At 65.7% G+C, this 22,628-nt stretch carries 20 protein-coding genes; 12 read left to right on the top strand and 8 right to left on the bottom strand.

From position 1 onward, the window contains the following. Nucleotides 1-16: 16 nt before the first annotated feature. Nucleotides 17-715: a DUF502 domain-containing protein gene (locus GPJ75_RS25365; RefSeq protein ID WP_163272774.1), complete on the top strand. Its 699-nt coding sequence runs from the start codon at nucleotides 17-19 to the stop codon at nucleotides 713-715. On the opposite strand, the gene recG is transcribed toward GPJ75_RS25365, so the two are convergent. Continuing rightward, complete coding sequence (recG, locus tag GPJ75_RS25370) at nucleotides 667-2,775, bottom strand: ATP-dependent DNA helicase RecG (protein WP_163272663.1); 2,109 nt, start codon at nucleotides 2,773-2,775, stop codon at nucleotides 667-669. The genes GPJ75_RS25365 and recG overlap by 49 nt on opposite strands. Before the next feature lie 92 nt (nucleotides 2,776-2,867). On the opposite strand from recG, the gene GPJ75_RS25375 reads away from it, so the two are divergent. Continuing rightward, nucleotides 2,868-3,158: an FAD assembly factor SdhE gene (locus GPJ75_RS25375; RefSeq protein ID WP_163272665.1), complete on the top strand. Its 291-nt coding sequence runs from the start codon at nucleotides 2,868-2,870 to the stop codon at nucleotides 3,156-3,158. Nucleotides 3,159-3,171: 13 nt separating this feature from the next. Next, nucleotides 3,172-6,678, top strand: coding sequence for a transcription-repair coupling factor (mfd, locus tag GPJ75_RS25380; protein WP_163272667.1), 3,507 nt, complete (start codon nucleotides 3,172-3,174; stop codon nucleotides 6,676-6,678). Between the two features lie 564 nt (nucleotides 6,679-7,242). On the opposite strand, the gene GPJ75_RS25385 is transcribed toward mfd, so the two are convergent. The 3 genes from GPJ75_RS25385 to GPJ75_RS25395 form a co-directional block, all read right to left on the bottom strand. Beyond that, the gene (locus tag GPJ75_RS25385) at nucleotides 7,243-7,641 is read right to left on the bottom strand and encodes a hypothetical protein (RefSeq protein WP_163272669.1); all 399 of its coding nucleotides are present in this window, start codon (nucleotides 7,639-7,641) and stop codon (nucleotides 7,243-7,245) included. A gap of 97 nt (nucleotides 7,642-7,738) precedes the next feature. Beyond that, nucleotides 7,739-8,422: a DsbA family oxidoreductase gene (locus GPJ75_RS25390; RefSeq protein ID WP_163272671.1), complete on the bottom strand. Its 684-nt coding sequence runs from the start codon at nucleotides 8,420-8,422 to the stop codon at nucleotides 7,739-7,741. A 10-nt stretch (nucleotides 8,423-8,432) separates the two neighbouring features. Further along, a complete protein-coding gene (locus GPJ75_RS25395) occupies nucleotides 8,433-10,268 on the bottom strand; it encodes an extracellular solute-binding protein (protein ID WP_163272673.1) in 1,836 nt (611 codons plus the stop codon). A gap of 266 nt (nucleotides 10,269-10,534) precedes the next feature. Here GPJ75_RS25395 and GPJ75_RS25400 point away from each other — a divergent pair, with 266 nt between their 5' ends. After that, a complete protein-coding gene (locus GPJ75_RS25400; protein ID WP_163272675.1) occupies nucleotides 10,535-11,164 on the top strand; it encodes an invasion associated locus B family protein in 630 nt (209 codons plus the stop codon). A gap of 81 nt (nucleotides 11,165-11,245) precedes the next feature. On the opposite strand, the gene hspQ is transcribed toward GPJ75_RS25400, so the two are convergent. Beyond that, nucleotides 11,246-11,578, bottom strand: coding sequence for a heat shock protein HspQ (gene hspQ, locus GPJ75_RS25405; RefSeq protein WP_159585794.1), 333 nt, complete (start codon nucleotides 11,576-11,578; stop codon nucleotides 11,246-11,248). A gap of 105 nt (nucleotides 11,579-11,683) precedes the next feature. Between hspQ and GPJ75_RS25410 the strand changes: the two genes are divergently transcribed. After that, complete coding sequence (locus GPJ75_RS25410; RefSeq protein ID WP_163272677.1) at nucleotides 11,684-12,646, top strand: AEC family transporter; 963 nt, start codon at nucleotides 11,684-11,686, stop codon at nucleotides 12,644-12,646. A 15-nt stretch (nucleotides 12,647-12,661) separates the two neighbouring features. Here GPJ75_RS25410 and GPJ75_RS25415 read toward each other — a convergent pair whose 3' ends face one another. Continuing rightward, nucleotides 12,662-13,882 (bottom strand): UbiH/UbiF family hydroxylase, encoded by a 1,221-nt coding sequence (locus GPJ75_RS25415; RefSeq protein WP_425483190.1) that lies wholly within the window; start codon nucleotides 13,880-13,882, stop codon nucleotides 12,662-12,664. 277 nt (nucleotides 13,883-14,159) lie between these two features. Here GPJ75_RS25415 and pcsA point away from each other — a divergent pair, with 277 nt between their 5' ends. From pcsA to GPJ75_RS25450, 7 genes are all read left to right on the top strand, one after another. Continuing rightward, on the top strand, nucleotides 14,160-14,894 hold the full coding sequence (pcsA, locus tag GPJ75_RS25420; RefSeq protein WP_163272681.1) for a phosphatidylcholine synthase: 735 nt from the start codon (nucleotides 14,160-14,162) through the stop codon (nucleotides 14,892-14,894). A gap of 2 nt (nucleotides 14,895-14,896) precedes the next feature. After that, nucleotides 14,897-15,868, top strand: coding sequence for a quinone oxidoreductase family protein (locus GPJ75_RS25425; RefSeq protein ID WP_163272683.1), 972 nt, complete (start codon nucleotides 14,897-14,899; stop codon nucleotides 15,866-15,868). A gap of 160 nt (nucleotides 15,869-16,028) precedes the next feature. After that, nucleotides 16,029-17,606 (top strand): ABC transporter ATP-binding protein, encoded by a 1,578-nt coding sequence (locus tag GPJ75_RS25430; RefSeq protein WP_163272685.1) that lies wholly within the window; start codon nucleotides 16,029-16,031, stop codon nucleotides 17,604-17,606. Then, a complete protein-coding gene (locus tag GPJ75_RS25435; protein WP_163272687.1) occupies nucleotides 17,603-18,709 on the top strand; it encodes an ABC transporter permease in 1,107 nt (368 codons plus the stop codon). The genes GPJ75_RS25430 and GPJ75_RS25435 overlap by 4 nt, the downstream gene beginning before the upstream one ends. Further along, nucleotides 18,702-19,616 carry an ABC transporter permease gene (locus tag GPJ75_RS25440; protein ID WP_163272689.1) on the top strand — a complete coding sequence of 305 codons (915 nt, stop codon included), beginning with the start codon at nucleotides 18,702-18,704 and terminating at the stop codon, nucleotides 19,614-19,616. Before GPJ75_RS25435 ends, GPJ75_RS25440 begins: the two co-directional genes overlap by 8 nt. A 29-nt stretch (nucleotides 19,617-19,645) precedes the next feature. Next, nucleotides 19,646-20,731, top strand: a complete 1,086-nt coding sequence (locus GPJ75_RS25445) for a BMP family ABC transporter substrate-binding protein (RefSeq protein ID WP_163272691.1) — start codon at nucleotides 19,646-19,648, stop codon at nucleotides 20,729-20,731. Between the two features lie 162 nt (nucleotides 20,732-20,893). Then, nucleotides 20,894-21,541 carry a glutathione S-transferase family protein gene (locus GPJ75_RS25450; protein ID WP_163272693.1) on the top strand — a complete coding sequence of 216 codons (648 nt, stop codon included), beginning with the start codon at nucleotides 20,894-20,896 and terminating at the stop codon, nucleotides 21,539-21,541. Between the two features lie 12 nt (nucleotides 21,542-21,553). Here the strand turns inward: GPJ75_RS25450 and GPJ75_RS25455 are convergent, their stop codons facing one another. Together GPJ75_RS25455 and GPJ75_RS25460 are read right to left on the bottom strand one after the other, a co-directional pair. Beyond that, on the bottom strand, nucleotides 21,554-21,817 hold the full coding sequence (locus GPJ75_RS25455) for a hypothetical protein (RefSeq protein ID WP_163272695.1): 264 nt from the start codon (nucleotides 21,815-21,817) through the stop codon (nucleotides 21,554-21,556). A 156-nt stretch (nucleotides 21,818-21,973) separates the two neighbouring features. Beyond that, on the bottom strand, nucleotides 21,974-22,288 hold the full coding sequence (locus GPJ75_RS25460) for a DUF1236 domain-containing protein (protein WP_163272697.1): 315 nt from the start codon (nucleotides 22,286-22,288) through the stop codon (nucleotides 21,974-21,976). Nucleotides 22,289-22,628: the final 340 nt, after the last annotated feature.

Genomic DNA, 22,628 nt, shown 5'->3' on the forward strand with positions numbered 1-22,628 from the left:
GAGGTCCTGCCCGGTGATTACCCGCGTGCGCAACTATTTTTTGACGGGCTTCGTCGTCACCGCGCCGCTGGCGATCACGGCGTATCTCGCCTGGTCCTTCGTCGGCTGGGTGGATTCCTGGGTGAAGCCTCTTATCCCCGCCCGCTACAATCCCGACAACTATCTGCCCTTTGCCGTGCCGGGCTTCGGGCTGGTTGTCGCCTTGGCGCTCATCACGCTGGTCGGTTTCCTGACCGCCAACATCATCGGCCGCACCATCGTCTCCTACGGAGAATATTTCCTCGGCCGAATGCCGCTCGTGCGCAACATCTACCGGGCGTTGAAGCAGATCCTGGAAACGGTGTTTTCCGAGCGCGCCCAGACCTTCAAGAAGGTCGGCCTCGTCGAATATCCGCGCAAGGGTCTATGGGCGCTGGTGTTCGTCGCAACGGAGGCGCGCGGCGAGGTGCGGCACCTCACCAATGGCGACGACAGCCCGACCATCGCCGTTTTCCTGCCGACGACGCCCAATCCCACCTCCGGCTATCTTCTCTACGTGCCGAAGGACGACATCATCGAATTGGAGATGTCGGTTGAGGACGGCGCGAAGCTGGTGATCTCGGCCGGTCTCGTCGCCCCCGAATACCAGGCGCAGACCAAGGCGCTGGCCGAGGAGGCGCTGGCCGCTCAGCCGGCACGCAAGAGGCGCACCGCCTCGTCCTTGCCGAAAAGATAGAGCAGCACCCGCAGCGCCTTGCCGCGCTCTGAATCCAGCTCCGGATCGCGCGAAAGCACCAGCCGCGCATCGTCGCGCGCTGTCGCCAGAAGCTCGGCATGAAACTCCAGCCGCGCCACCTGGAAACCTGGGGAGCCAGACTGCCGGGTGCCCAGAAGGTCGCCTTCGCCGCGCAACCGCAGATCTTCCTCGGCAATGAGAAAGCCGTCCTCCGTCTCCCGCAGGATGGCGAGCCGGCGCTTTGCGGTTTCGCTGAGCGGCGGCTTGTAGAGGAGCACGCAGGAGGACGGCTTTTCACCGCGCCCGACGCGGCCGCGCAGCTGATGAAGCTGTGCGAGGCCAAAGCGTTCGGCGTGCTCGATGACGATGATGGTGGCGTCGGGCACGTCGACACCCACCTCGACCACCGTGGTGCCGACGAGAATGCGCGTGTCGCCTTCCTTGAAGGCGCGCATGGCCTCGTCCTTCTCACGCGCTCCCAAGCGGCCGTGGACGAGGCCGATCGCCTCGCCAAAGGCGCGCTTCAGGGCCGTGAAGCGGTCCTCGGCGGAAGTGAGCTCCACAGCCTCGGACTCTTCCACCAACGGGCATATCCAATAGACCTTCTGACCCTCCGCGATGGCGCTCCGCAATCGCTCGATGAGTTCGTCCAGCCGGTCCGTCGGCATGGTAACCGTGCGGATGGGTTTGCGGCCGGCGGGTTTTTCCGTGAGGCGGGAGACGTCCATGTCGCCGAAGGCCGAAAGAACCAGCGTGCGCGGGATGGGGGTCGCCGTCATCACCAGCATGTCCGGCGCGTCTCCCTTGGCGCTGATGGCGAGCCGCTGGTGGACGCCGAAGCGGTGCTGCTCGTCGATCACCACCAATACGAGGTCGCGGAAGTGCACCGTTTCCTGGAACAGCGCATGCGTGCCGACGACGAAGGCGATCTCGCCCGAGGCAAGGCCGTCGAGCACGGCCTGCCTCTCGCGGCCCTTCTCGCGGCCGGTCAGGAGCGCGGCCTTCAGCCCCGCCGCCTCGGCCAGCGGCGTGATGGTCGCAAAATGCTGGCGGGCGAGCAGCTCCGTCGGCGCCATCAGCGCCGACTGGCCGCCGGCCTCGGCCGCCCGCGCCATGGCGATGAGGGCGACCACGGTCTTGCCGGCGCCGACGTCGCCCTGAAGCAGACGCAGCATGCGCTGCTCGCGCGCCAGATCGGCATGGATGTCGGCGACGGCCTGTTCCTGGGACGGGGTGAGCGTATAGGGCAGGGCAGCCTTGATGCGCGCGGTGATCGCCCCGTCGCCGGTGAGCGGCCTGCCGGCGAGCTTGTGCGTGCGCGCACGCACAAGCGCCAGCGAGAGCTGGCTGGCCAGGAACTCGTCGTAGGCGATGCGGCGCCAGGGCGCGCCCTCGGGCGAGATGTCGTCGATGCGTTGCGGGTTGTGCAGGGTCTCCAGCGCCGCACCGAGCGAGGGCAGGCCGAGGCGCTCCCGCAGCGACGGGTCCTGCCATTCCGGTAGGTCCGGCAGGCGGGCAAGCGCTCTGCCAATGGCGCGGCGCAAGACCTTGGCCGACAGTCCCGCCGTGAGCGGGTAGACCGGCTCCAGCGGCGGCAGGGCCTCGGCCTCCGCCACCGGCACGATATAATCCGGGTGGACCATGGAAGGCCGGCCGTTGAACCATTCCATGCGGCCGGAGACCAACACCTCCGCCCCTACAGGAAGCTGCCGCTCCAGATAGGCCTGGTGAGCGTGGAAGAAGGTGAGGGCGATCTCTCCCGTGTCGTCGAAGGCGAAGACGCGGTAGGGCACGTTCTTCTTGCCGCGCGGGGCGGGCTGATGGCGATCGACCGTGAGCGCCAGCGTGACAACCGCCCCCTGCGGCGCAAGAGCAACGCCCGGCCTGTTCGTGCGGTCGATGAGCGAATGCGGCAATACGAACAACAGGTCGCCGACGCGCAACGGGCGCGAGGTAAGATCGGCCGGCACGACATTGGCGATGAGGCCGGCGACCTTGTCGCCGACCCCTTCAAGGCTCGTTGCCGGCGCAAACAGCGGATCGAGAAGCGAGGGGCGCATGAATGTCAGCTTATGGAACAAAAGGAGCCGCGCAAGGCTGACAGCGCCGTTGTCACACGCTATATGCGCCTCGCAGACCGAAAGGCACGACGATGACCGGAACCACCCGCTCCAGCGCCGACCTCGAGCCACGCAGGCGCCGCGCGCTCGTTCGCGCATGGCGGCGCGGCATGCGCGAGATGGACCTGGTGCTGGGCGGCTTCGCCGACCGGCACATCGGCGCGCTGTCGGACGCCGAGCTTGAGGCGTTCGAGGCGCTTCTGGAGGTTCCGGACAATACGCTTCTCACCTGGGTGACGGGGGAGAAGACCGTGCCCACGCCTTACGACACCGACCTTTTCGCGCGGCTGCGTGCCTCCTGCGCGGTCCCGCCCACCACCTGATACGGCGCGAACAATGACAGACCTGATCGATCCCATCGGCGTTGCCCGCGGCCGAAACGGTCCCGTGACCGTCGACGGCGTTGCCGATGGCTTTGAAGCTTTCGCGCTGGCGCGGATTTCGGCCGAGATCGCGCCTGAAGGGCCGCTCGTCTTCGTGCTGCGCGACGGGCAGCGCTTGCCGGCGGTCGCCGAGGCGCTGCGCTTTGCCGCCCCCGGCCTGCCGCTTCTCGAGCTGCCGGCCTGGGACTGCCTGCCCTATGACCGCGTCTCGCCAGGCACGGACACCGCCGCGCGCCGGCTCGATGCGCTGGCGGCCATGGCCGCGCTCAGGCAAAAGCCGCACCGCGCCGTGGTGCTGGTCAGCGCCAACGCGCTTCTGCAGCGCATGCCGCCGGCCGAGCACATTAAGGCGCAGGGGCTTCGCGCCAGGCCCGGCAACCAGGTGGACATGGAAGTGCTGATCGGGCAGCTCGAAAAGGGCGGCTTCGAGCGTGTGCCGACGGTACGCGATGTCGGCCAGTTTGCCGTGCGCGGCGGCATCCTCGATCTCTTCGCGCCGGGCTGGGAGGAGGCGCTCAGGCTCGATTTCTTCGGCGATACGCTGGAATCGGTACGCGCCTTCGACGTGGCGAGCCAGCGCACCACGGGGCAGCGGGGCGGCATGTCGCTGCAGGCGATGAGCGAGGTGACGCTGACGCCGGAGACCATCAGCCGCTTCCGCCGCAACTATATCGAGGCCTTCGGCGCGCCCTCGCGCGACGACGCGCTTTATGCCGCCGTTTCGGAAGGCCGGCGCTTTGCCGGGATGGAGCACTGGCTGCCGCTCTTCCACGACCGGCTGGAGACCCTGTTCGACTATCTGCCGGAGGCGCCGGTCGTCTTCGACCATCTGGCGAAGGAGGCGCTCGGCGAGCGCCATGCGCTGATCCTCGACCACTACGAGGCGCGCCTGCGGCAGGCCTCGGGGGAGCGACTTGGCGAGGCGGTGCCCTATAAGCCGGTGGAGCCGCAACGGCTCTACCTCGACACGGAGGAGGTGGCGCAGGCGGCAGAAGCGCGCGGCCTTATCCGCCTCACCCCGTTTGCCAGCCCGGATGAGGGAAGCGGGATCGTCAAGCATGCGGGCTCGCATGCCGGACACAACTTCGCCGAGGAGCGCGCCGACCCCAACGCCAATGTGTTCGACCATGTGGTCAAGCACATCGGCGGCCTGAGGGCAGGGGGCAGGCATGTGCTGATCGCCGGCTGGAGCGAGGGCTCGGCGGAGCGGCTCGGCCAGATCCTCGCCGAGCACGGGCTGGGCAATGTGGTCCGCGTCGACAACCTGAACGGGCTCGCCGGGCTGCGCGAGGGGCAGGCGGGGCTTGGCGTCCTGCCGTTGGAGACGGGCTTCGAGACGCAGCGCTTCGCCGTCGTCGCCGAGCAAGACATTCTGGGTGACCGCCTCGTGCGGCGCTCCACCCGCCGCAAGAAGGCGGCCGACTTCATCTCCGAGGTCAACGCGCTTTCGGCGGGCGACATCGTCGTCCACGCCGACCACGGCATCGGCCGCTTCATCGGCCTCAGAACCATAGAGGCGGCAGGCGCCCCGCACGAGTGCCTGGAACTGCGCTATGCGGGCGAGGACCGGCTGTTCCTGCCGGTGGAGAACATCGAGCTTCTGTCGCGCTATGGCTCCGACGCGGCCGAAACGGTGCTCGACAAGCTGGGCGGTGTCGCCTGGCAGTCGCGCAAGGCGAAGCTCAAGAAGCGCCTGCTGGAGATGGCGGGCCAGCTCATCCAGCTTGCCGCCGAGCGGCAGATGCGGCCGGGCGCCAAACTCCTGCCGCCCGACGGGCTTTACGGCGAGTTCGCCGCCCGTTTCCCCTATGACGAGACCGACGATCAGCAGGGCGCCATCGATGCCATCCTGGAGGACCTGAGCGCCGGACGGCCGATGGACCGGCTGGTGTGCGGCGATGTCGGCTTCGGCAAGACCGAGGTGGCGCTGCGGGCGGCGTTCATCGCCGCGATGGAGGGGTTCCAGGTGGCCGTGGTGGTGCCGACGACGCTTTTGGCGCGCCAGCACCACAAGACCTTCCGCGAACGCTTCGCCGGGCTGCCGGTGCGCGTGCGGCAGGCCTCGCGGCTGGTCGGCTCGAAGGAGCTGGCGGAGACCAAGAAGGGCATTGCCGACGGCACGGTGGACATCGTCGTGGGCACGCACGCGCTGCTCGGCGCCTCGGTCGGCTTCAAGAACCTCGGCCTTCTCATCATCGACGAGGAGCAGCATTTCGGCGTCAAGCACAAGGAGCGGCTGAAGGAGCTGAAGTCGGACGTGCATGTGCTGACGCTGTCGGCAACGCCCATCCCGCGCACCCTGCAGCTCGCGTTGACGGGGGTGCGCGAACTCTCGCTGATCGCCACACCGCCGGTCGACCGCATGGCCGTGCGCACCTTCATCTCGCCCTTCGACCCGCTGGTCATCCGCGAGACGCTTTTGCGCGAACGCTATCGCGGCGGGCAGAGCTTCTACGTGGTGCCGCGCATTTCCGACCTTGCGGAGGTGCGCGAGTTCCTGGCCGCCGAGGTGCCGGAACTGAAGGTGGCGACCGCCCATGGCCAGCTTGCGCCGGGCGAGCTCGACGACATCATGAACGCCTTCTACGACGGGCAGTACGACGTGCTGCTGTCGACCACCATCGTCGAATCCGGGCTCGACATCCCGACCGCCAACACGCTGATCGTTCACCGTTCCGACATGTTCGGCCTGGCGCAGCTCTATCAGCTTCGCGGCCGCGTCGGCCGCTCCAAGGTGCGCGCCTATGCGCTGTTCACGCTGCCGGCCAACAAGACCCTGACGCCGACGGCCGAACGGCGGCTGAAGGTGCTTCAGTCGCTCGACACGCTGGGCGCCGGTTTCCAGCTTGCCAGCCACGACCTCGACATCCGCGGCGCCGGCAACCTTCTGGGCGAGGAGCAGTCGGGGCACATCAAGGAGGTGGGCTACGAGCTCTACCAGCAGATGCTGGAGGAAGCGGTGGCCGAACTACGCGGCACGGGCGAGGCGGCCGACACCGGCTGGTCGCCGCAGATCACCGTTGGGACAGCGGTCATGATCCCCGAACACTACGTGCCCGACCTGCAGCTTCGCCTCGGGCTCTACCGGCGGCTCGGCGAACTGGAGACGCCGGAGGAGATCGACGGTTTTGGCGCCGAGCTGATCGACCGCTTCGGTCCGCTGCCCGAAGAGGTGCAGCACCTCCTGAAGATCGTCTTCATCAAGGCGCTGTGCCGGCGCGCCAATGTGGAGAAGCTCGATGCCGGGCCGAAGGGCGTGGTCATCGCCTTCCGCAACCAGAATTTCGCCGAGCCGACCGAACTGGTGCGCTTCATCGGCGAGCAGGGGCAGCTAGCCAAGATCCGGCCGGACCAGAGCGTGCTCTTCGTGCGCGACTGGCCGACGGCAGCAAAGCGGCTCGCCGGGGCGGCGACGATCATGACGCAGCTCGTGCGACTGGCGGAGAAGAAGGCGGCTTGAGCATCCCTTTCCCTCCCTCTTGCTGGGAGGGGAGGCGCGAGCGTTACGCCTTTCCTGACGAAGGACGTGCTTATCCGTTGCCGCGCGGGGTTTGCCCGCCGGGCTATGTCAAAGAACGTGGGAAGCGGGGCGCGTTGTCCGAGCCACTCAATTTTTTTTTAAGGCGCGTCCAACGCGCCCCGCCGGAGGCTGTCCCGACGGTCGGCCGGTCACTTGGGCTCCCGTTCTTCCCGGCTGCACCCAATTACGGGGTGGTCTTAGCCGGGCCGAACAAAAGCCCTAGCGGCTTCTCCGCAATGCCGGCAACGCAGGCTCTCGCCCAACGCTCCCGGCACCGCCGGCCTTTCGCGGGCCCTCTGGCCTGCGGGCACCGGTGCACCGCAGGGCGAGGTCTCCGCCGCCCTCCCGAACACCCGGTGCGCATCCGGTTCCCGCAAGAGCGATGGGGAGGATTGTAAGGGCAGGCTGGGGAGGGGGGCGTATTTTTCCGCGAAAAAAGTTTGCAGGTTGTTTGGAATCAATGGGTTGTCGGGAAAAATGGTCGAAATTTATCCCCGCCATGCCTCAATCCAGAAGGACGAGCACAAGGCTCACGAGGCCGAAAACCGCTCCCATGGCGCCCAGGATGACGGACCAGAGTGCCAGCCATGCGGGAATCCAGACGGCCGGGCTATTCGAATCGAGATACCACCGAAACTGTCCCAGCTTTCCGGCCCTTGCCAGCGAGAATTCATAGGTTTGATCGAACATGACGCCGAGGTCGAGGCGTGTGTCGAGATCCATCTCGATGACGTTCTCGTCCTCCGCGCCCAGGACCGACACGTAGCAGGAATAGCCGTTCGCCGACAGTTTGGCGACGTCGTGGCGGCCTATGCCATTGCGGTGTTTCCTGTGAACGCGAACGACATCTCGCGCCGTATCGGGCAGACGCGCCTTGGCGACCCGCAGTTCGACCGTGCCCATCTATCCCTGCTTCCCGCTCAGCTTCATGGACCGTAGGTAGCTGGCATGCCGAAACAATGCAACCCTGCGTAGCTGGCGATGCTGGCGGACGCTCGCCTTAGCTTTCCCCCGCATCCAGCTCACCGCGCGCCTTGGCTTCGGAAACCTTGCCGATCGCGTCGGCCAGCGTATCCGGCGGCTGTGCGCCCATGAGGGCGTAGCGGCCTTCGAGGAGGAAGCAGGGGACGCCGGTTACGCCCATGCGGGAGGCGGTAGCGATCTCGGATTCGACTTCCGCGCGGTCGGCGGGGGTGGGGAGCAGTGTTTCCACCAGCGCGGCGTCCATGCCCGCCTGGCGCGCGGCCTCCAAAAGCACCGCGTGATCGCCGACATTGGCTCCTTCCTCGAAATAGAGCCGGAAGAGCTGGCGCACGAGGCGGTTCTGCACATCCTCGCCGGCGGTCGCCGCCCAGCGGATGAGGCGGTGGGCGTCGAGCGTGTTGGGCGAGACCTTTATCGCCTCGAAGTCAAAGGCGATGCCGGCCGCCGCGCCGATTTCCCTCAGGCGGTCGTGCATGGCCTCGATGCGGGCCGGATCGCCGAATTTGTTGATGAGGTAATCCTGGCGGTCGCGGCCTTCGGGCGGGATGGTCGGGTCGAGCTGATAGGGGCGCCAGCGGATCGATACGCTGATGCCTTCCAGCCGATCGAGCGCGGCTTGCAGATTGCGCTGGCCGACATAACACCACGGGCAGACGACGTCGGAGACGACGTCGACGGCGATAGCACTCGTCTCACTCATATTCCTCGGCCTATTCCGGTTTGCGCCACCAGGCGAAGAGGTCGTAGCCATTGTTTGGCGCCGTTTCGGGATGTTCCAGATAGTTCCAGTAGGCGATCCACTTGTCGGTGTAGTGCTGCATGGGCACCATATAGGCGCCGGAAATGAGCAGGCGATCAAGGGCGCGTACGGCGGCGATATAGGTTTCCTCGTCGCCCGCGTTCAGCATGGCCTTGATCATCGCATCCACCGCCGGATCGGCGACGCCGGCCAGATTGAACGAACCTTCGGCATCGGCAGAGGACGAGCCCCAGCGGCCGATCTGCTCGATACCCGGCGACAGCGAGCCGGAAAAGCCGACGGGGGCGATGATCATGTCGAAATCGAAGGTCTGCTTGCGCTGCTGGATCTGCGAATCATCGAGCATGCGCAGCGATACGCCGATGCCCAGCCGGCCGAGCGTGCGCTGGAACACGGCGGCGAAGCGCTCCTGCTCGGCGGAGACGATGAGGATTTCAAAGGAAAGCGGCGCGCCGTCCGCATTCCTCAGGACGCCGCCTTCCAGCCTGTGGCCGGCTTCCTGCAGCATGGCGAGCGCTTGGCGCATCGTATCGCGGTCGATCCCGGCGGCATCGTCCGCGCCCTTGCCGTAGGTGCCGTCCATCACCGCCGGCAAGACCTTGTCGGCATAGGGTTCGAGCAGGTCCTTCTCGAGGCCGTTCGCCGGATTGCCCAGGGCCGAAAGCTGCGAGCCCTGCCAGAAGCTCAGCGTGCGCCGATACTCGCCGTCGAACATGTTGGTGTTGACCCAGCCGAAATCGTAGAGCATCGACAGCGCCCGCCGGACGGTGGGGTCGGCGAATTTCTCGCGCCGCGTGTTGAAGACGAAGCCGGTGACGACCGGCGGGATCCTCGTTTCGAAGGACTTGACGACGACATCGCCCTCGGCGGCGGCGGGAAAGTCGAAATCGCGGTCGATCCGGCTTGGTTCGAGGCCGGTATACTGGGCACCGGCATAGGCCGAGCACAGCCCTTTCTTGAAGGCCTCGAACTGGGCGTTGCCGTTGAGGAAATAATCGATGTTGATGCGGTCGTAATTGGCGAAGCCGCGCATGGACGGCACGTCCTCGCCCCAATAGTCGGGGTTGCGCTGAAAGACGATGCGCTCGCCGGGCTTTACCGTTTCGATGGTGTAGGGGCCGCTGCCGATCACCGGCTCGAGGGTCGCCTGGTCGAAGGTCTCGCGGTCGAAGGCATGCGCCGGGACGACCGGCGTCAGGGCGACGATGAGCGGAAACTCGCGGTCGGCTTCTTCGTTGAAGGTGAAGCGCACGCTGCGCTCGCCCGTCTTCTCGATCTTCTCGATGCGGTCCATGCGGTCGCTGTAGGGCGGGCGGCCCTTTTCGGCGAAGGTCTCGTAGGTGAAGATCACGTCCTCCGGCCTCACCGGCTGGCCGTCGGACCATTTGGCATCGGGGTCGAGATGAAATTCCGCATAGGTGCGCTCGTCGTCCATCTCGACGGACTCGGCCAGGAGCCCGTAGAGCGAGAAGGGTTCGGCGTCGCTGCGGCGCATCAGCGGCTCGAAGACGAGATTGCCGAAGATGGAATCGATGACGCCGCGCGCCGTGGTGCGCATGCTCTTCAAGATGAAGGGGTTGAGATTGTCGAAGGAGCCGACCACGCAATAGGTGATCGCGCCGCCCCTCGGCGCTTGCGGATTGGCATAGGGAAAATGCGTGAAATCGGCCGGAAGCGCCGGCTCGCCGTTCATGGCGATGCCGTGGGCGGGGGCCTCCTCGGCATGCGCGGCACCGCTGAGCGCCAGGACGGTGACGAGCGCCGGGATCAGATTTGCGCGAAACATCGTCAAAACCTCGTTCTGGGAATATGGATCGACTCGATTGCCGGAGCCGGCGCATCCTCGCGCCGAGGATGCCGTTTGTCCACGCCGGTAAGCGGATTTCGCCGATGATATCGCCAATGATATCGATTGCAGCGAAGCCGTAGCACTGGATTCGCCGTCACAGGCGTTGTAACAGGCGGGCAGGCCTTGCTGTCGCCGCATTCGGCCAACAGTTACGGTAACCAGCGCAGCCCGACGGCTGTAAATTCGAAAGGAACGGGAAAACGATGATGAGCCTGAAAGCGAGAGCGAGCTGCTTGGCGGCCGCTTTTTCCGGTACGCTCGGTCTGGCCGCCGTCGGCTACGGCAGTGCCGCATTCGCCCAGCAGGAGCCGCCCCAGGGCTGGTTCAAGGCCTGCACCAAGCAGGAGGAAGTGGATGTCTGCAACGTGCAGTTCATGCTGCGGGCGAATTCCGGCCAGCTTCTGACGAGCGTGAACCTGATCGAGGTCACGGGAAAGGTGAACCGGCGCGTGCTGCAGATCGCCGTGCCGACGGGCCGTCTCGTCCCGCCCGGCGTCGGCCTTCAGATCGACAACGGCAACACACAGAAGGTCGACTACGCCATTTGCGTGCCGGACCGCTGCGTGGCCGAGGCCCAGCTGACCGACGAAATGGTCAATTCCTTCAAGCGCGGTTCCGAATTGACCCTGACCTCCGTCAACTTCCAGAACCAACCGAACCCGGTCAAGGTGACCCTGCAGGGCTTCACCGGAGCCTATGACGGCGAACCGCTGGAGCAGAGCGACCTCGACGAGCGGCAAAAGAAGCTCGAAGAGTTCGTCAGCAAGAACAACGAGGAGTTCGCCGAGAGGCTCAAGCAAGCCCAGGAGAACGCCAAGCAGCAGTCGCAGTAGGCTGCGGCTTTGCCGAACGGAAAACAGGGCCCTTGCGGCCCTGTTTTTGTTTGTTTTCTGGGTGCTGGCGCCGACGCGAGCCTAATGATGCTGCCGGGTGCGTGGCTCGTAGCGGCCGTCGGCGGTCTCGACGAAGAGCTCGGCAAGCTGGGGATGGCGGACCGGCTCGCCCGACTCGTCTTCGAGGAGATTCTGCTCGGAGACGTAGGCGACGTATTCCGTCTCCTCGTTCTCGGCGAGGAGATGGTAGAAGGGCTGGTTCCTGGCCGGCCGCACCTCGGCGGGAATGGCTTCGTACCACTCCTCGGTGTTGGCGAATTCCGGGTCGACGTCGAAGATGACGCCGCGAAAGGGAAATAGCCGGTGGCGGACCACCTGGCCTATTGAAAACTTCGCTGTCTTTATGTTCTGCATTTCATTCAGCCTTTGCCCCTATGTGGCGCAGCTTCAGGCACAATTCAATCCCGTACCCGTTTCCGGGGCCGCACCGCACCGATAGGCGGAAAAAAAGGGGCTTCCATGGCGCATGTTGCTGGTCTCGTCCTGCCGTTTTTCGGCCTGATCTTCATCGGCTATGTTGCCGCCAGGCTCATCCGCCAGCCGATCGAGGCGCTGGGATGGATGAATATCTTCGTCGTCTACGTGGCCTTGCCGGCGCTTTTCTTCCAGCTGATCGCCGAGACGCCGGTCGAGCGCCTCACCGAGTGGCGGTACGTTGCCGGCGTGGTGCTGGCCACCTATGCGGTTTTTTCCATCATGTTCCTCGTATCGGTTGCCGTGAGCCGCGGGGCGATCGCGGAGGGCACGATCAAGGGGCTTGCGGCCTCCTACGGCAATATCGGCTATATGGGGCCGGGCCTGGTGCTGCTGGCCTTCGGGCCGGAGGCGGCCGTGCCGGTGGCGCTCATCTTTTCCTTCGAGAATATCGTTCACTTCACCGTCGCGCCGATGATGATGGCGATCGCCGGCGGCCGGAAGGAGAGTATGCGCAAGCTCGTCCTCGGCGTGATCAGGAGCATCGTGCTGCATCCCTTCATTCTCGCCACCGCGGCAGGTGTCGCGGCGGCGTTCTTCGATTTTCAAGCGCCGCTGCCGCTCGATCGCCTGCTTGGGTATCTGGCGGGCGCGGCGGCACCTTGCGCATTGTTTGCGATGGGCGTGACGCTGGCCCTGAGGCCGATCCGCCGCGTGCCGCGCGAGCTCGGCGCCATCAGCCTTCTGAAGCTCGTCGTTCATCCGCTGCTTTGCTATGTCCTGCTCAGTCTCATCGGCGATTTCCCGGAGACCTGGCTCTACACCGCCGTCCTCATGGCCGCGCTGCCGACGGCGACCAATGTCTACGTCATCGCCCAGCATTACGGCGTGTGGGTGGAGCGCGCCTCGGCGAGCGTGCTCATAACGACTGCGCTTTCGGTGCTCACCGTTACCGGCCTGCTTTACGCGATCACCAACGGCTATATTCCGCCCGACCTTTTTCCGTAGCCTCGTGGTGCGATCCTAGGCGCGGCGCCCCGCCGACAGAAGCGCGGAAAAGCCGCTGCCGGGGCGCATGCCCTCGCGCATGAAGAAGCCGCGCAGGAAGGGCGCGCTGCCGAGGAGGCCGAGGCCGGCGCTTCTGGCAAGCTGCGCGGGAATGAGGGAGGAGAGCAGCGAGGCGTTGAAGAGGTTGACGGCGCTCGAGCGCGCCAGGATATCGGGGCGGCGGCGCATGTCGTAGAGGGCGAGGGCCGCCGTCGCGCCGGGATCGTCCGGATGCGTCTTCACCACCGCGGCAAGGTCCATGACGTCGCGGATGCCGAGATTGAGGCCTTGCGCGGTGATCGGCGGGAAGACGTGGGCGGCCTCGCCGACAAGGGCGATGCGCCTTGCGGCAAAGCGCGCCGGCAGGGCGGAGGAGAGGGGATAGACCTGGCGGCCGGGCTCCACCGTCACCTTGCCGAGGAAGGACTGCAGGCGCGCCTCCAGGCGCACGGACAGCGCCGCCTCGTCGAGGGCCGCCAGTTCCTCGGCCTCTTCGGGCCGCGTCACCCAGACGAGGCTCGAGCGGAAGCCGCCGGGGAGCGGCACCTGCGTGCACGGGCCGTGCTCGGTGTGGAGCTCGGTCGAGGTGAATTCGTGGTGCCGCGCGTGGCCGAAATTGAGCACAAGCGCGCTCTGCGGCAGACGCCGCGTGTGGGCGGAGATGCCGGCGGCCGCGCGGGCGGGGGAGTTGCGCCCATCGGCGGCGACGGCAAGCGCGGCATCGACCCTCGTTCCGTCGGCGAGCCGCGCGGAGACGAATTGCGGACCGGGCCGCCATTCCTCCACCAGGCTCTCGTGCCAGGAGATGCGGGCATCGCCGCGCGCCGCATCGGCCAGCGCCGCGTTGAGACGGGCGTTGGGGATGTTGAGGCCGAACGCCTCCTCGCCGATCTCGGCGGCGCGGAAGGTGACGGTCGGGCTGCGGATCAGCCTTTGCGTGGCGTCGACCACGCGCATGGTGGAAAGGGGGGCGGCCTCTTCGCGCAGCATATCGCCGAGGCCGAGCCCCTCAAGGAACTCCACCGCCGGACGCATCAGCGCCGTCGTGCGCTGGTCGGTCAGAACGGGCGGCGGGCCCGCCAGCACCACGCGCCGGTCGAGCGCGGCAAGCGCCAGGGCCGCGGCAAGGCCCGCCGGCCCGGTGCCCGCCACAAGTATCGTCCCGTCCCGATTGTCGTTCGCATCCTTGCTCAACAGGGGCTTTCCTCTCGATGATCCGTCCGCACATATAGGACAGGCGCGGGAAGACGATCAACGTGCGAAGGCGCCGCAGCCATTGCGACCGTGACACTTGGTTTTCCACACGGTTTGCCGGCATGATACTGCATATGGCGGGGCGAGCCGTGTTAATGCGTTTGCCAGACGGCGAAACTTGCGCCGGAAAGGGGCAGAGGATGACCGGGCAAGGTTTTGCCATTCAGGGACGGTCGGCGAGGGCGACGCGCACATGCGCTCGCCCGGATGGGCGCCGGCCATGAAGAAGCCCGCCATAAGGAAGAAGGTAACGGCGCCGCAGGCGAAGGCTTTTTCCGTCCATCTTCTGACCGCCTCCGGCTCGTTCCTCGCCTTCCTGTCGCTGGTGGCGGCGAGCGAGGAGCGCTGGACGGCGATGTTCTGGTGGCTGGGGCTGGCGCTTCTGATCGACGGCATCGACGGGCCGATCGCCCGCAAGCTCGAGGTCAAGGACGTGCTGCCGACCTGGTCCGGCGACATGCTGGACAACATCATCGACTACGTGACCTACGTCCTCATCCCGGCCTTCGCGCTCTACCAGAGCGGCTTCATGGGCGAGGGGCTTTCCTTCCTGTCGGCGGCCATCATCGTCGTGTCGAGCGCCATCTACTATGCCGACACGGGCATCAAGACGACGGAGAACTTCTTCAAGGGCTTTCCCGTCGTCTGGAACATGATCGTCTTCACCCTGTTCGTCATCGGAACCGGCGAATATCTTTCCTTTGCGGTGGTGGTGGTGTCGGCGGTGCTGACCTTCGTGCCGATCCACTTCCTGCATCCGGTGCGGGTGCGGCGGCTCAGAACGCTGAACCTCGGCATCTTCCTGGGCTGGTGCGCCTTCGGCGCCGCCGCCCTGTTGCAGGACATGCAGGCCACCCTCATCGTGAAGGTCGGGATCGGACTGACGGGCATCTATCTCTACATTATCGGCGCGGTGATGCAGGCAATGCCGCAGCTTGGAAAAAAGGAGGCTTGACGATGGCCAAGGCAATCCGTGTGCATGAGACGGGCGGGCCGCAGGTTCTGCGCTTCGAGGACTATGATCCGGGAAAACCGGGCGCCGGCGAGGTGCTGATCGAGCACGAGGCGATCGGCCTCAACTTCATCGACATCTATTTCCGCACCGGGCTCTACAAGGCGGAAACGCCCTTCGTTCCGGGCGGTGAAGGGGCGGGCGTGGTGATCGAGACGGGCGAGGGCGTCGACGATCTGAAGCCGGGAGACCGCGTCGCCTACTTAACGAGGGGCGGCGCGTATGCGCAGTGGCGGCTGATGCCGGCCGACCGGCTGGTGCGCGTGCCCGACGGCATCTCCGACGAGCAGGCGGCGGCAATGATGCTGAAGGGCATGACGGCCTGGTATCTCCTGCGCCGCACCTACAAGGTTGAGGCCGGCGACACGATCCTCTACCACGCGGCGGCCGGCGGCGTCGGGCTCCTCCTTGGCCAGTGGGCCAAGCATCTGGGCGCAAGGGTCATCGGCACGGCGAGCTCGGATGAAAAAGCGGAGCTTGCGCGCGCCCACGGCTTCGACCATGTGATCGATTATACGAAAGAGGATTTCGTGGCGGCCGTGCGGGAGATCACCGATGGGCGCATGTGCGACGTCGTCTACGATTCGGTCGGCAAGGACACGTTTCCGGCCTCCCTCGACTGCCTGAGGCCGCTCGGCATGTTCGTCAGCTTCGGCCAGTCCTCCGGCCCCATTCCCCCTTTCGACATCGCTCTTTTAGGCCAGAAAGGCTCGCTCTTCGCCACGCGGCCAAGCATCTTCAACTACGTCGCGGCAAGGAAGGATCTTGAGGATGCGGCCAGCGAGCTGTTCTCGGTCGTCGGCTCGGGCGCGGTGAAGGTGACGATCAACCAGCACTACAAGCTGTCGGAGGCGGCGCGGGCGCATGAAGACCTGGAGGGGCGGCGCACGACGGGCGCGAGCGTGCTTGTACCTTAGGGGAGGGAGGGCGCTTGGCGCCAGCAGCGTTGCGGCCGCAAGCGACGCTGTAAGGTGTGGAAAAACTTGAAGCTGTTTCAATCGGGGCACGCCTATTGCAACGCAATCTTGCGCGCCTACGATGGCTGTGGGAACTAAGAACAAAATAATGAACGGCTGAATGGGAGGTGTTGTGTCGGCAACACGCGAGAACCGGGCCGGCAACCTGCTCGACGTCCGGGGTCTGACGAAGCTCTTCGGCTCGCTGAAGGCGTGCGACGGTATCGATCTGACGATCGACCGCGGCGAGATTCACGCGCTTCTGGGCGAGAACGGGGCCGGCAAGTCCACCTTCGTGAAAATGCTGTTCGGCGCGCTGGAACCTGCCGCGGGCACCATCCGGTGGAAGGGCGAAGAGGTGAGGATCGCCAGCCCGGGCGACGCGCGCAAGCTCGGCATCGGCATGGTATTCCAGCACTTTTCGCTGTTCGACGCCCTGACGGCGGCGGAGAACATCATGCTGTCGCTGGACGATCCGGCGCCCGCGGGCGCCGTGGCGGCCCGTGCGCGCGCGCTTTCGGAGGCCTATGGCCTGCCGCTCGATCCGAACGCGCATGTCGGCGATCTTTCCGTCGGCGAGCGGCAGCGCATCGAGATCATCCGCTGCCTCCTGCAGAACCCGGAGCTCATCATCCTCGACGAGCCGACGTCGGTGCTGACGCCGCAGGAGGCGGACAGGCTGTTCGACACGCTTGCGAGGCTGAAGGCCGAGGGGCGCTCCATCCTCTACATCTCGCACCGGCTCGAGGAGGTGAAGCGCATCTGCGACCGGGCGACGGTGCTGCGCCAGGGCCGGGTGATCGCCCACTGCGACCCGCGCGGCGAGACCGCCTCCTCGCTGGCGCGCATGATGGTGGGCGACGAGGTGCAGGCTGTCGTGCGCGAGAAGCCTTCGGCTGCGCGCGAGGCGCTCCTGGAAGTGCGGGCACTGAGCCGCAAGGCCGGCCATCCCTTTGCCGTCTCGCTTTCCGATATCGATCTTGCCGTGCATGCGGGAGAGGTGCTCGGGATCGCCGGCGTGGCCGGCAATGGGCAGGGCGAGTTCTTCGAGGCCGTTTCCGGCGAGGTGCTGCAGGAAAAGGCCGACGCCGTGCGCATCCGCGGCAAGGATGCCGGAAGGCAGGATATTTCCGGCCGCCGGCTGATGGGAGCGGCCTTCGTGCCGGAGGAGCGCCTCGGCCATGCCGCCGCCCCGCTGATGACGCTTTCCCAGAACCTCCTGCTCTCGCGCTGCCGCACGGACGCCCGCGCCTTCCTGTCGCGCCTGGGCGTCATTCGACAAGGCGCGGTGGCCAAGGCCGCCAAGCGCATCGCCGATGCGATGGATGTGCGCAAGGCCGGCGAGGACCCGGAGGCGGCAGCGCTTTCGGGCGGCAACCTGCAGAAATTCGTCATCGGGCGCGAGCTCGACCGCGCGCCCATGGTCATGGTCGTCAACCAGCCGACATGGGGGGTGGACGCAGGTGCGGCGGCGCGCATCCGCCAGGCGCTCATCGACTTGGCGAAGGGCGGCTCGGCGGTGCTCGTCATCAGCCAGGACCTCGATGAACTGTTCGAGATCTGCGATGCCATCGCCGTCATGCATCACGGGCGGCTTTCGGCGCCCATCCCGATAAGCGAGGCGACCTACGAAAAGGTGGGGCTGCTGATGGGCGGCGCAAGGCCCGAAGCCGCCGAGCCGGTGCTGGAGGCGGTGTGATGCGCGTCGAGCTCGTCAAGCGGCCGCAGCGGTCGGCGCTCTTCAGCGCGCTTTCGCCCTTCATCGCGCTGCTTCTCACGCTTTTGGCCGGCGCCGTCATGTTCCTGTTCCTCGGCAAGAATCCGGCCGATGCGCTGTACTATTTCTTCATCGAGCCGCTTCTGGAGACGTGGTCGCTGCACGAGCTGGCGGTCAAGGCGGCGCCGCTGATCCTGATCGGGGTGGGGCTTTCCATCTGCTACCTCTCCAACAACTGGAACATCGGCGCGGAGGGCCAGTTCATCATCGGCGCCATCGCCGGCTCCATCCTGCCGGTCGCATTTCCCGGCTTCCAATCGCCGATCGTGCTGCCGTTGATGCTCGTGATGGGGATCGTCGGCGGTGCCGCCTATGCCGGCATACCGGCATGGCTCAAGGCACGCTTCGGCACCAACGAGATCCTCACCAGCCTGATGCTGGTCTATGTGGCGCAGCTTTTCCTCGACTGGCTGGTGCGCGGGCCCTGGCGCAACCCGGAAGGCTTCAACTTTCCCGAGACGCGCAATTTCCACGCTTACGCCATCCTGCCGGAGATCTGGCCGGCCTCGGGCCGGGCCCACTGGGGCTTCGTCTTCGCGATCCTCGCGGCGCTCGTGCTGTGGTTCGTCCTGTCGCGCACGCTGAAGGGGTTCGAGGTGAAGCTGATCGGCCAGAGCCCGCGGGCAGGGCGGTTTGCCGGCTTCTCGCGGTCGCGCATGATCATCTTCGCCTTCCTGGTCTCCGGCGCGCTCGCCGGGCTTGCCGGCATCAGCGAGGTTTCCGGCGCCATCGGCCAGCTGCGGCCGGCGATCTCGCCGGGCTACGGCTTCACGGCGATCATCGTCGCCTTCCTGGGGCGGCTGAACCCGCTCGGCATCATCGCGGCCGGCCTTGTGCTGGCGCTGTCCTATCTGGGCGGCGAGGCGGCGCAGATCTCCATCGGCGTGTCCGACAAGGTGGCGCGCGCCTTCCAGGGTATGCTTTTATTCTTCGTGCTCGCCTGCGACACGCTCATCCACTATCGCATCCGCGTTTCCCGCCGCCTGGTGGCGAAGCCGATAGAGGCGCCGGCCGGCCATGCTTGAATCGATCCTGATCACCATCGCGACAGCCGCCACACCGCTTCTCATCGCCGCCATGGGCGAACTGGTCGTGGAACGCTCCGGCGTGCTCAATCTCGGTGTCGAGGGCATGATGATCATGGGCGCGATCACCGGTTTTGCGGTGGCGCTCACCACCGGCTCGGTCTGGCTCGGCGTGTTCGCGGCCATCCTGGTGGGGGCGGCCTTCGCGCTCATCTTCGGCTTCCTCACGCTTTCGCTCGTCACCAACCAGGTGGCGACAGGCCTGGCGCTGACGCTGTTCGGCCTCGGATTGTCGGGCATGCTGGGGGAGGGTTTCGTCGGCCGGCCGGGCTTGCGGCTCGGCCGCATCGACATCCCCTTCCTTTCCGATCTGCCGTTCGTCGGGCGGCTCCTTTTCGGCCAGGACCCGCTTTTTTATGTCTCCCTTCTCCTGACGGCGGCGGTCGCCTATTTCCTCTTCGCAACGCGCGCCGGGCTGATGCTGCGGGCGGTCGGCGACAACCATACGTCGGCCCATGCGCAGGGCATCAACGTCGTCGCCGTGCGCTATCTGGCGGTGATGTTCGGCGGGGCGTGCGCGGGGCTTGCCGGCGCCTACCTATCGCTCGTCTATACGCCGCAGTGGGTGGAGAACATGACCGCGGGGCGCGGCTGGATCGCGCTGGCGCTGGTGGTTTTCGCCTCGTGGCGGCCGTGGCGGGTGGTGGCGGGCGCCTATCTTTTCGGCGGCGTGACCATCGGCCAGCTGCATGCCCAGGCGCTGGGCGTGGCCATCCCATCGCAGCTATTATCTTCGCTTCCCTATCTGGCGACGATTGCCGTTCTTGTCATAATCTCACGCAACCGGAGACTGACCATGATGAACACGCCGGCATCGCTGGGGCGCCCATTCGTGCCGGAACGCTAGAAACAGGCAACAGGAAGAGGACAAACGGAATGAGAACGAAAACGACATTTCTGGCACTGACGGCCGCCGCCGCGCTTGGGCTTGCGGCCGCCGGCACGGCCGAGGCGCAGGACGACCCGACGAAGGCCTGCTGGATCTATGTCGGGCCGATCGGCGATTTCGGCTGGAGCTACCAGCATCACCAGGGCCTGCTGCAGGTCGAGGAGGAGCTGGGAGACGCGGTCGAGACGGCATATCTTGAAAGCGTGCCGGAGGGCGCGGACGCGGAGCGCGCCATCGAGCGCTTCGCGCGCTCGGGCTGCGACATCATCTTCACCACCTCCTTCGGCTACATGGACCCCACCAACAAGGTGGCGGCGAAGTTTCCCGATGTGAAGTTCGAGCATGCGACCGGCTACAAGCGCGAGCACCCGAACGTCGCCACCTATAATTCGCGCTTCCACGAGGGCCGCTACATCCAGGGCGTGATCGCCGCCAAGATGTCGGAGGCGGGCGTTGCCGGCTACATCGGCTCCTTCCCGATCCCCGAGGTGGTGATGGGCATCAACGCCTTCGTGCTGGGCGCGCAGTCGGTGAACCCGGACTTCAAGGTGAAGGTGGTGTGGGCCAACACCTGGTTCGACCCCGGCAAGGAAGCCGACGCCGCCAAGGCGCTGATCGACCAGGGCGTCGACATCATGACCCAGCACACCGATTCCACCGCGCCGATGCAGGTGGCCGCCGAGCGCGGCATCAAGGCCTTCGGCCAGGCCTCCGACATGATCGAGTTCGGGCCGGAGACGCAGCTGACGGCGATCGTCGACGACTGGGGCCCGTATTACGTGGAGCGCGTGAAGGCGGTGCGTGAGGGAACCTGGGAGCAGATCGACATCTGGGCCGGCCTTGCCGAAGGCCACGTCGTGATGGCGCCCTACACCAACATGCCCGACGACGTGAAGGCGCTGGCCGAAGAAACCGAGGAAAAGATCCGCTCCGGCGAATTCGACCCCTTCACCGGCCCCATCAACAAGCAGGACGGCACGCCCTGGCTCGCCGAAGGCGAGGTCGCCGACGACGGCACGCTGCTCGGCATGAACTTCTATGTCGAGGGCGTGGACGACCAGTTGCCGAACTGACGGCTGGCGGCAGAGAATGATAGGGAAGGGCGGTCCCGCGGGGCCGCCCTTTTTGTGTATGAGTCAACCCGCGCGGGTGGGCGGATGGGTATGACATCCTCCTGACAGATAGTTGTCAGGAGCGCTTTGATAGGATGCAGTCATCCAACAACGGAGAGGAAGATGCTCAAATTCTACCACGCGCCATGGTCCCGCTCATCCACCGTCTTCTGGCTGCTCGAGGAACTGGGGGTCGACTACGAGATGGAACTGGTCGATATCCGCGGCGAGGGCGGCGCTCCCGAGGAATACAGGAAAATCCAGCCCAACAAGAAGGTCCCGGCGATCGCGCATGACGGCACCGTTGTCACGGAGCGGGCGGCGATCACCATCTATCTGGGCGATGCGTTCCCCGAGAAGGGCCTTGCGCCGGCCGTGGGCGATCCGGACCGCGCAGCCTATCTCAGCACGCTCGTCTACCACGACGCGGTGTTCGATCCCGTCGTCTGCGCCAAGGTGCATGGGCTCTCCTATGTCAGCAACGACTATCCGTTCGGGCTCTACGACGACATGGTGGCCAATCTGGAGCGCAAGCTCTCGAACCAGCCGTGGGCGGCGGGCGAGCGCTTCACGCTGGCCGACGTGATCCTCGGCGGCGGCATCAACTACGTCATGAACATGCTGAAGGCGCTGCCTGAGCGGCCGGTCTTTAAGGACTATGTCGCCCGGACGACGGACCGGCCGGCTTTTAAGGCGAGCGCCGAGAGGGACGCGGCGATGGCGGCGCAGATCCCGTTCTTCCAGAAGATGATGGCGGGCGGTAAAGCGTAAGCCTCGGCGCCCTCAGTCACGCTTCCTGACCACGACCGGGTGATAGATCACCGTCGGCCGCTGCCAAAGGTCCATCTCGATCCTCCGCGCCCGCCACTCGGCCCTGCGGTCGAGGTCGATGCGCTGCAGGCATTCGGCGAAAGCGTCGGTGCCGGAGGTAAAGCCATAGGAGCGGCACTTCGCCTCGTCGGCGGCGCGCCGCTCTTCAGGCGTCAGGGTGGCGCATCCCGAAAGGAGCAAAAGGGCGCCAAAGGCGAGCACGAACCGCGAATACATCCATAACACTCCGACAATAACCGGAGCCCGTGCCATGCCACCGCAACGGGGCGCATTTTAGGCAGGTTTCACGGCCGCTCTATACGGCAGAGCGGCCGTCACCGGCAGCCGAAAAGCATAAGGTGACGGCGCAGTTGCCCGCCGTTCCCGGGACTTTTATTCGATGATGTGGACGATCTCCCGGGTCTGCGGTTCTACGAGGATCGTCCGGTTGTCCACGACGACGTAGCGATATTCCACTTCAGCTTCCGGAACCTCCAAGGGATAGAGTTCGACGGTTTCCGGCAGCGTGGCGCCCACCTCTATCGTCACGTCGGGCGGGGGTGCGACGGGCTGCACCTCCTGGGTCGTCACATACTCACGGATTACCGTCTCCTGCTCCGGCGAAATCACGACGCTCTGCGCCGATGCAGCACCGGCACCCGCTGCGAACAGGAGGCCGGATAGAGCGATGGTTGTCAGCGTTTTCATATCTGCTTGTCTCCGTTGTGCTAGTGACAGCCCAAACTTTTGAGTTCGGAACTCGTTCCCGCCAGTGGAACGGAACACGCAGAGCTTCAGCGGCCTCGACAGAGATTCAAGCGAGAGCCAATCAGGTGCGATAGACATAAATGGCGGGCCGAGAACGACAAAACGGAGAACTACGTCTACGCCATACCCCTCCTAAATAGAGCGGCAGGCGAATAGCAATACATGGTGTTTGCGGACGGGCAGCTTTCGGATTGGCTTCAATAAACTGGCAATCAGATGTCGCAGAATTCGCCGTTATCCCCCGACTTGCGCGCCTGATTTTTGCGATGGAAGTTACCTT

Origin of the sequence: Chelativorans alearensis, assembly GCF_010993735.1 — a bacterium.
Lineage (GTDB): Bacteria > Pseudomonadota > Alphaproteobacteria > Rhizobiales > Rhizobiaceae > Chelativorans > Chelativorans alearense.

Coding starts and splice junctions, on each gene's coding strand:
- recG (WP_163272663.1), bottom strand. CDS start 2,775: ATGCGCCCCTCGCTTCTCGATCCGCTGTTTGCGCCGGCAACGAGCCTT.
- GPJ75_RS25375 (WP_163272665.1), top strand. CDS start 2,868: ATGACCGGAACCACCCGCTCCAGCGCCGACCTCGAGCCACGCAGGCGC.
- mfd (WP_163272667.1), top strand. CDS start 3,172: ATGACAGACCTGATCGATCCCATCGGCGTTGCCCGCGGCCGAAACGGT.
- GPJ75_RS25385 (WP_163272669.1), bottom strand. CDS start 7,641: ATGGGCACGGTCGAACTGCGGGTCGCCAAGGCGCGTCTGCCCGATACG.
- GPJ75_RS25390 (WP_163272671.1), bottom strand. CDS start 8,422: ATGAGTGAGACGAGTGCTATCGCCGTCGACGTCGTCTCCGACGTCGTC.
- GPJ75_RS25395 (WP_163272673.1), bottom strand. CDS start 10,268: ATGTTTCGCGCAAATCTGATCCCGGCGCTCGTCACCGTCCTGGCGCTC.
- GPJ75_RS25400 (WP_163272675.1), top strand. CDS start 10,535: ATGATGAGCCTGAAAGCGAGAGCGAGCTGCTTGGCGGCCGCTTTTTCC.
- hspQ (WP_159585794.1), bottom strand. CDS start 11,578: ATGCAGAACATAAAGACAGCGAAGTTTTCAATAGGCCAGGTGGTCCGC.
- GPJ75_RS25410 (WP_163272677.1), top strand. CDS start 11,684: ATGGCGCATGTTGCTGGTCTCGTCCTGCCGTTTTTCGGCCTGATCTTC.
- pcsA (WP_163272681.1), top strand. CDS start 14,160: ATGAAGAAGCCCGCCATAAGGAAGAAGGTAACGGCGCCGCAGGCGAAG.
- GPJ75_RS25425 (WP_163272683.1), top strand. CDS start 14,897: ATGGCCAAGGCAATCCGTGTGCATGAGACGGGCGGGCCGCAGGTTCTG.
- GPJ75_RS25430 (WP_163272685.1), top strand. CDS start 16,029: ATGGGAGGTGTTGTGTCGGCAACACGCGAGAACCGGGCCGGCAACCTG.
- GPJ75_RS25440 (WP_163272689.1), top strand. CDS start 18,702: ATGCTTGAATCGATCCTGATCACCATCGCGACAGCCGCCACACCGCTT.
- GPJ75_RS25445 (WP_163272691.1), top strand. CDS start 19,646: ATGAGAACGAAAACGACATTTCTGGCACTGACGGCCGCCGCCGCGCTT.
- GPJ75_RS25450 (WP_163272693.1), top strand. CDS start 20,894: ATGCTCAAATTCTACCACGCGCCATGGTCCCGCTCATCCACCGTCTTC.
- GPJ75_RS25455 (WP_163272695.1), bottom strand. CDS start 21,817: ATGTATTCGCGGTTCGTGCTCGCCTTTGGCGCCCTTTTGCTCCTTTCG.
- GPJ75_RS25460 (WP_163272697.1), bottom strand. CDS start 22,288: ATGAAAACGCTGACAACCATCGCTCTATCCGGCCTCCTGTTCGCAGCG.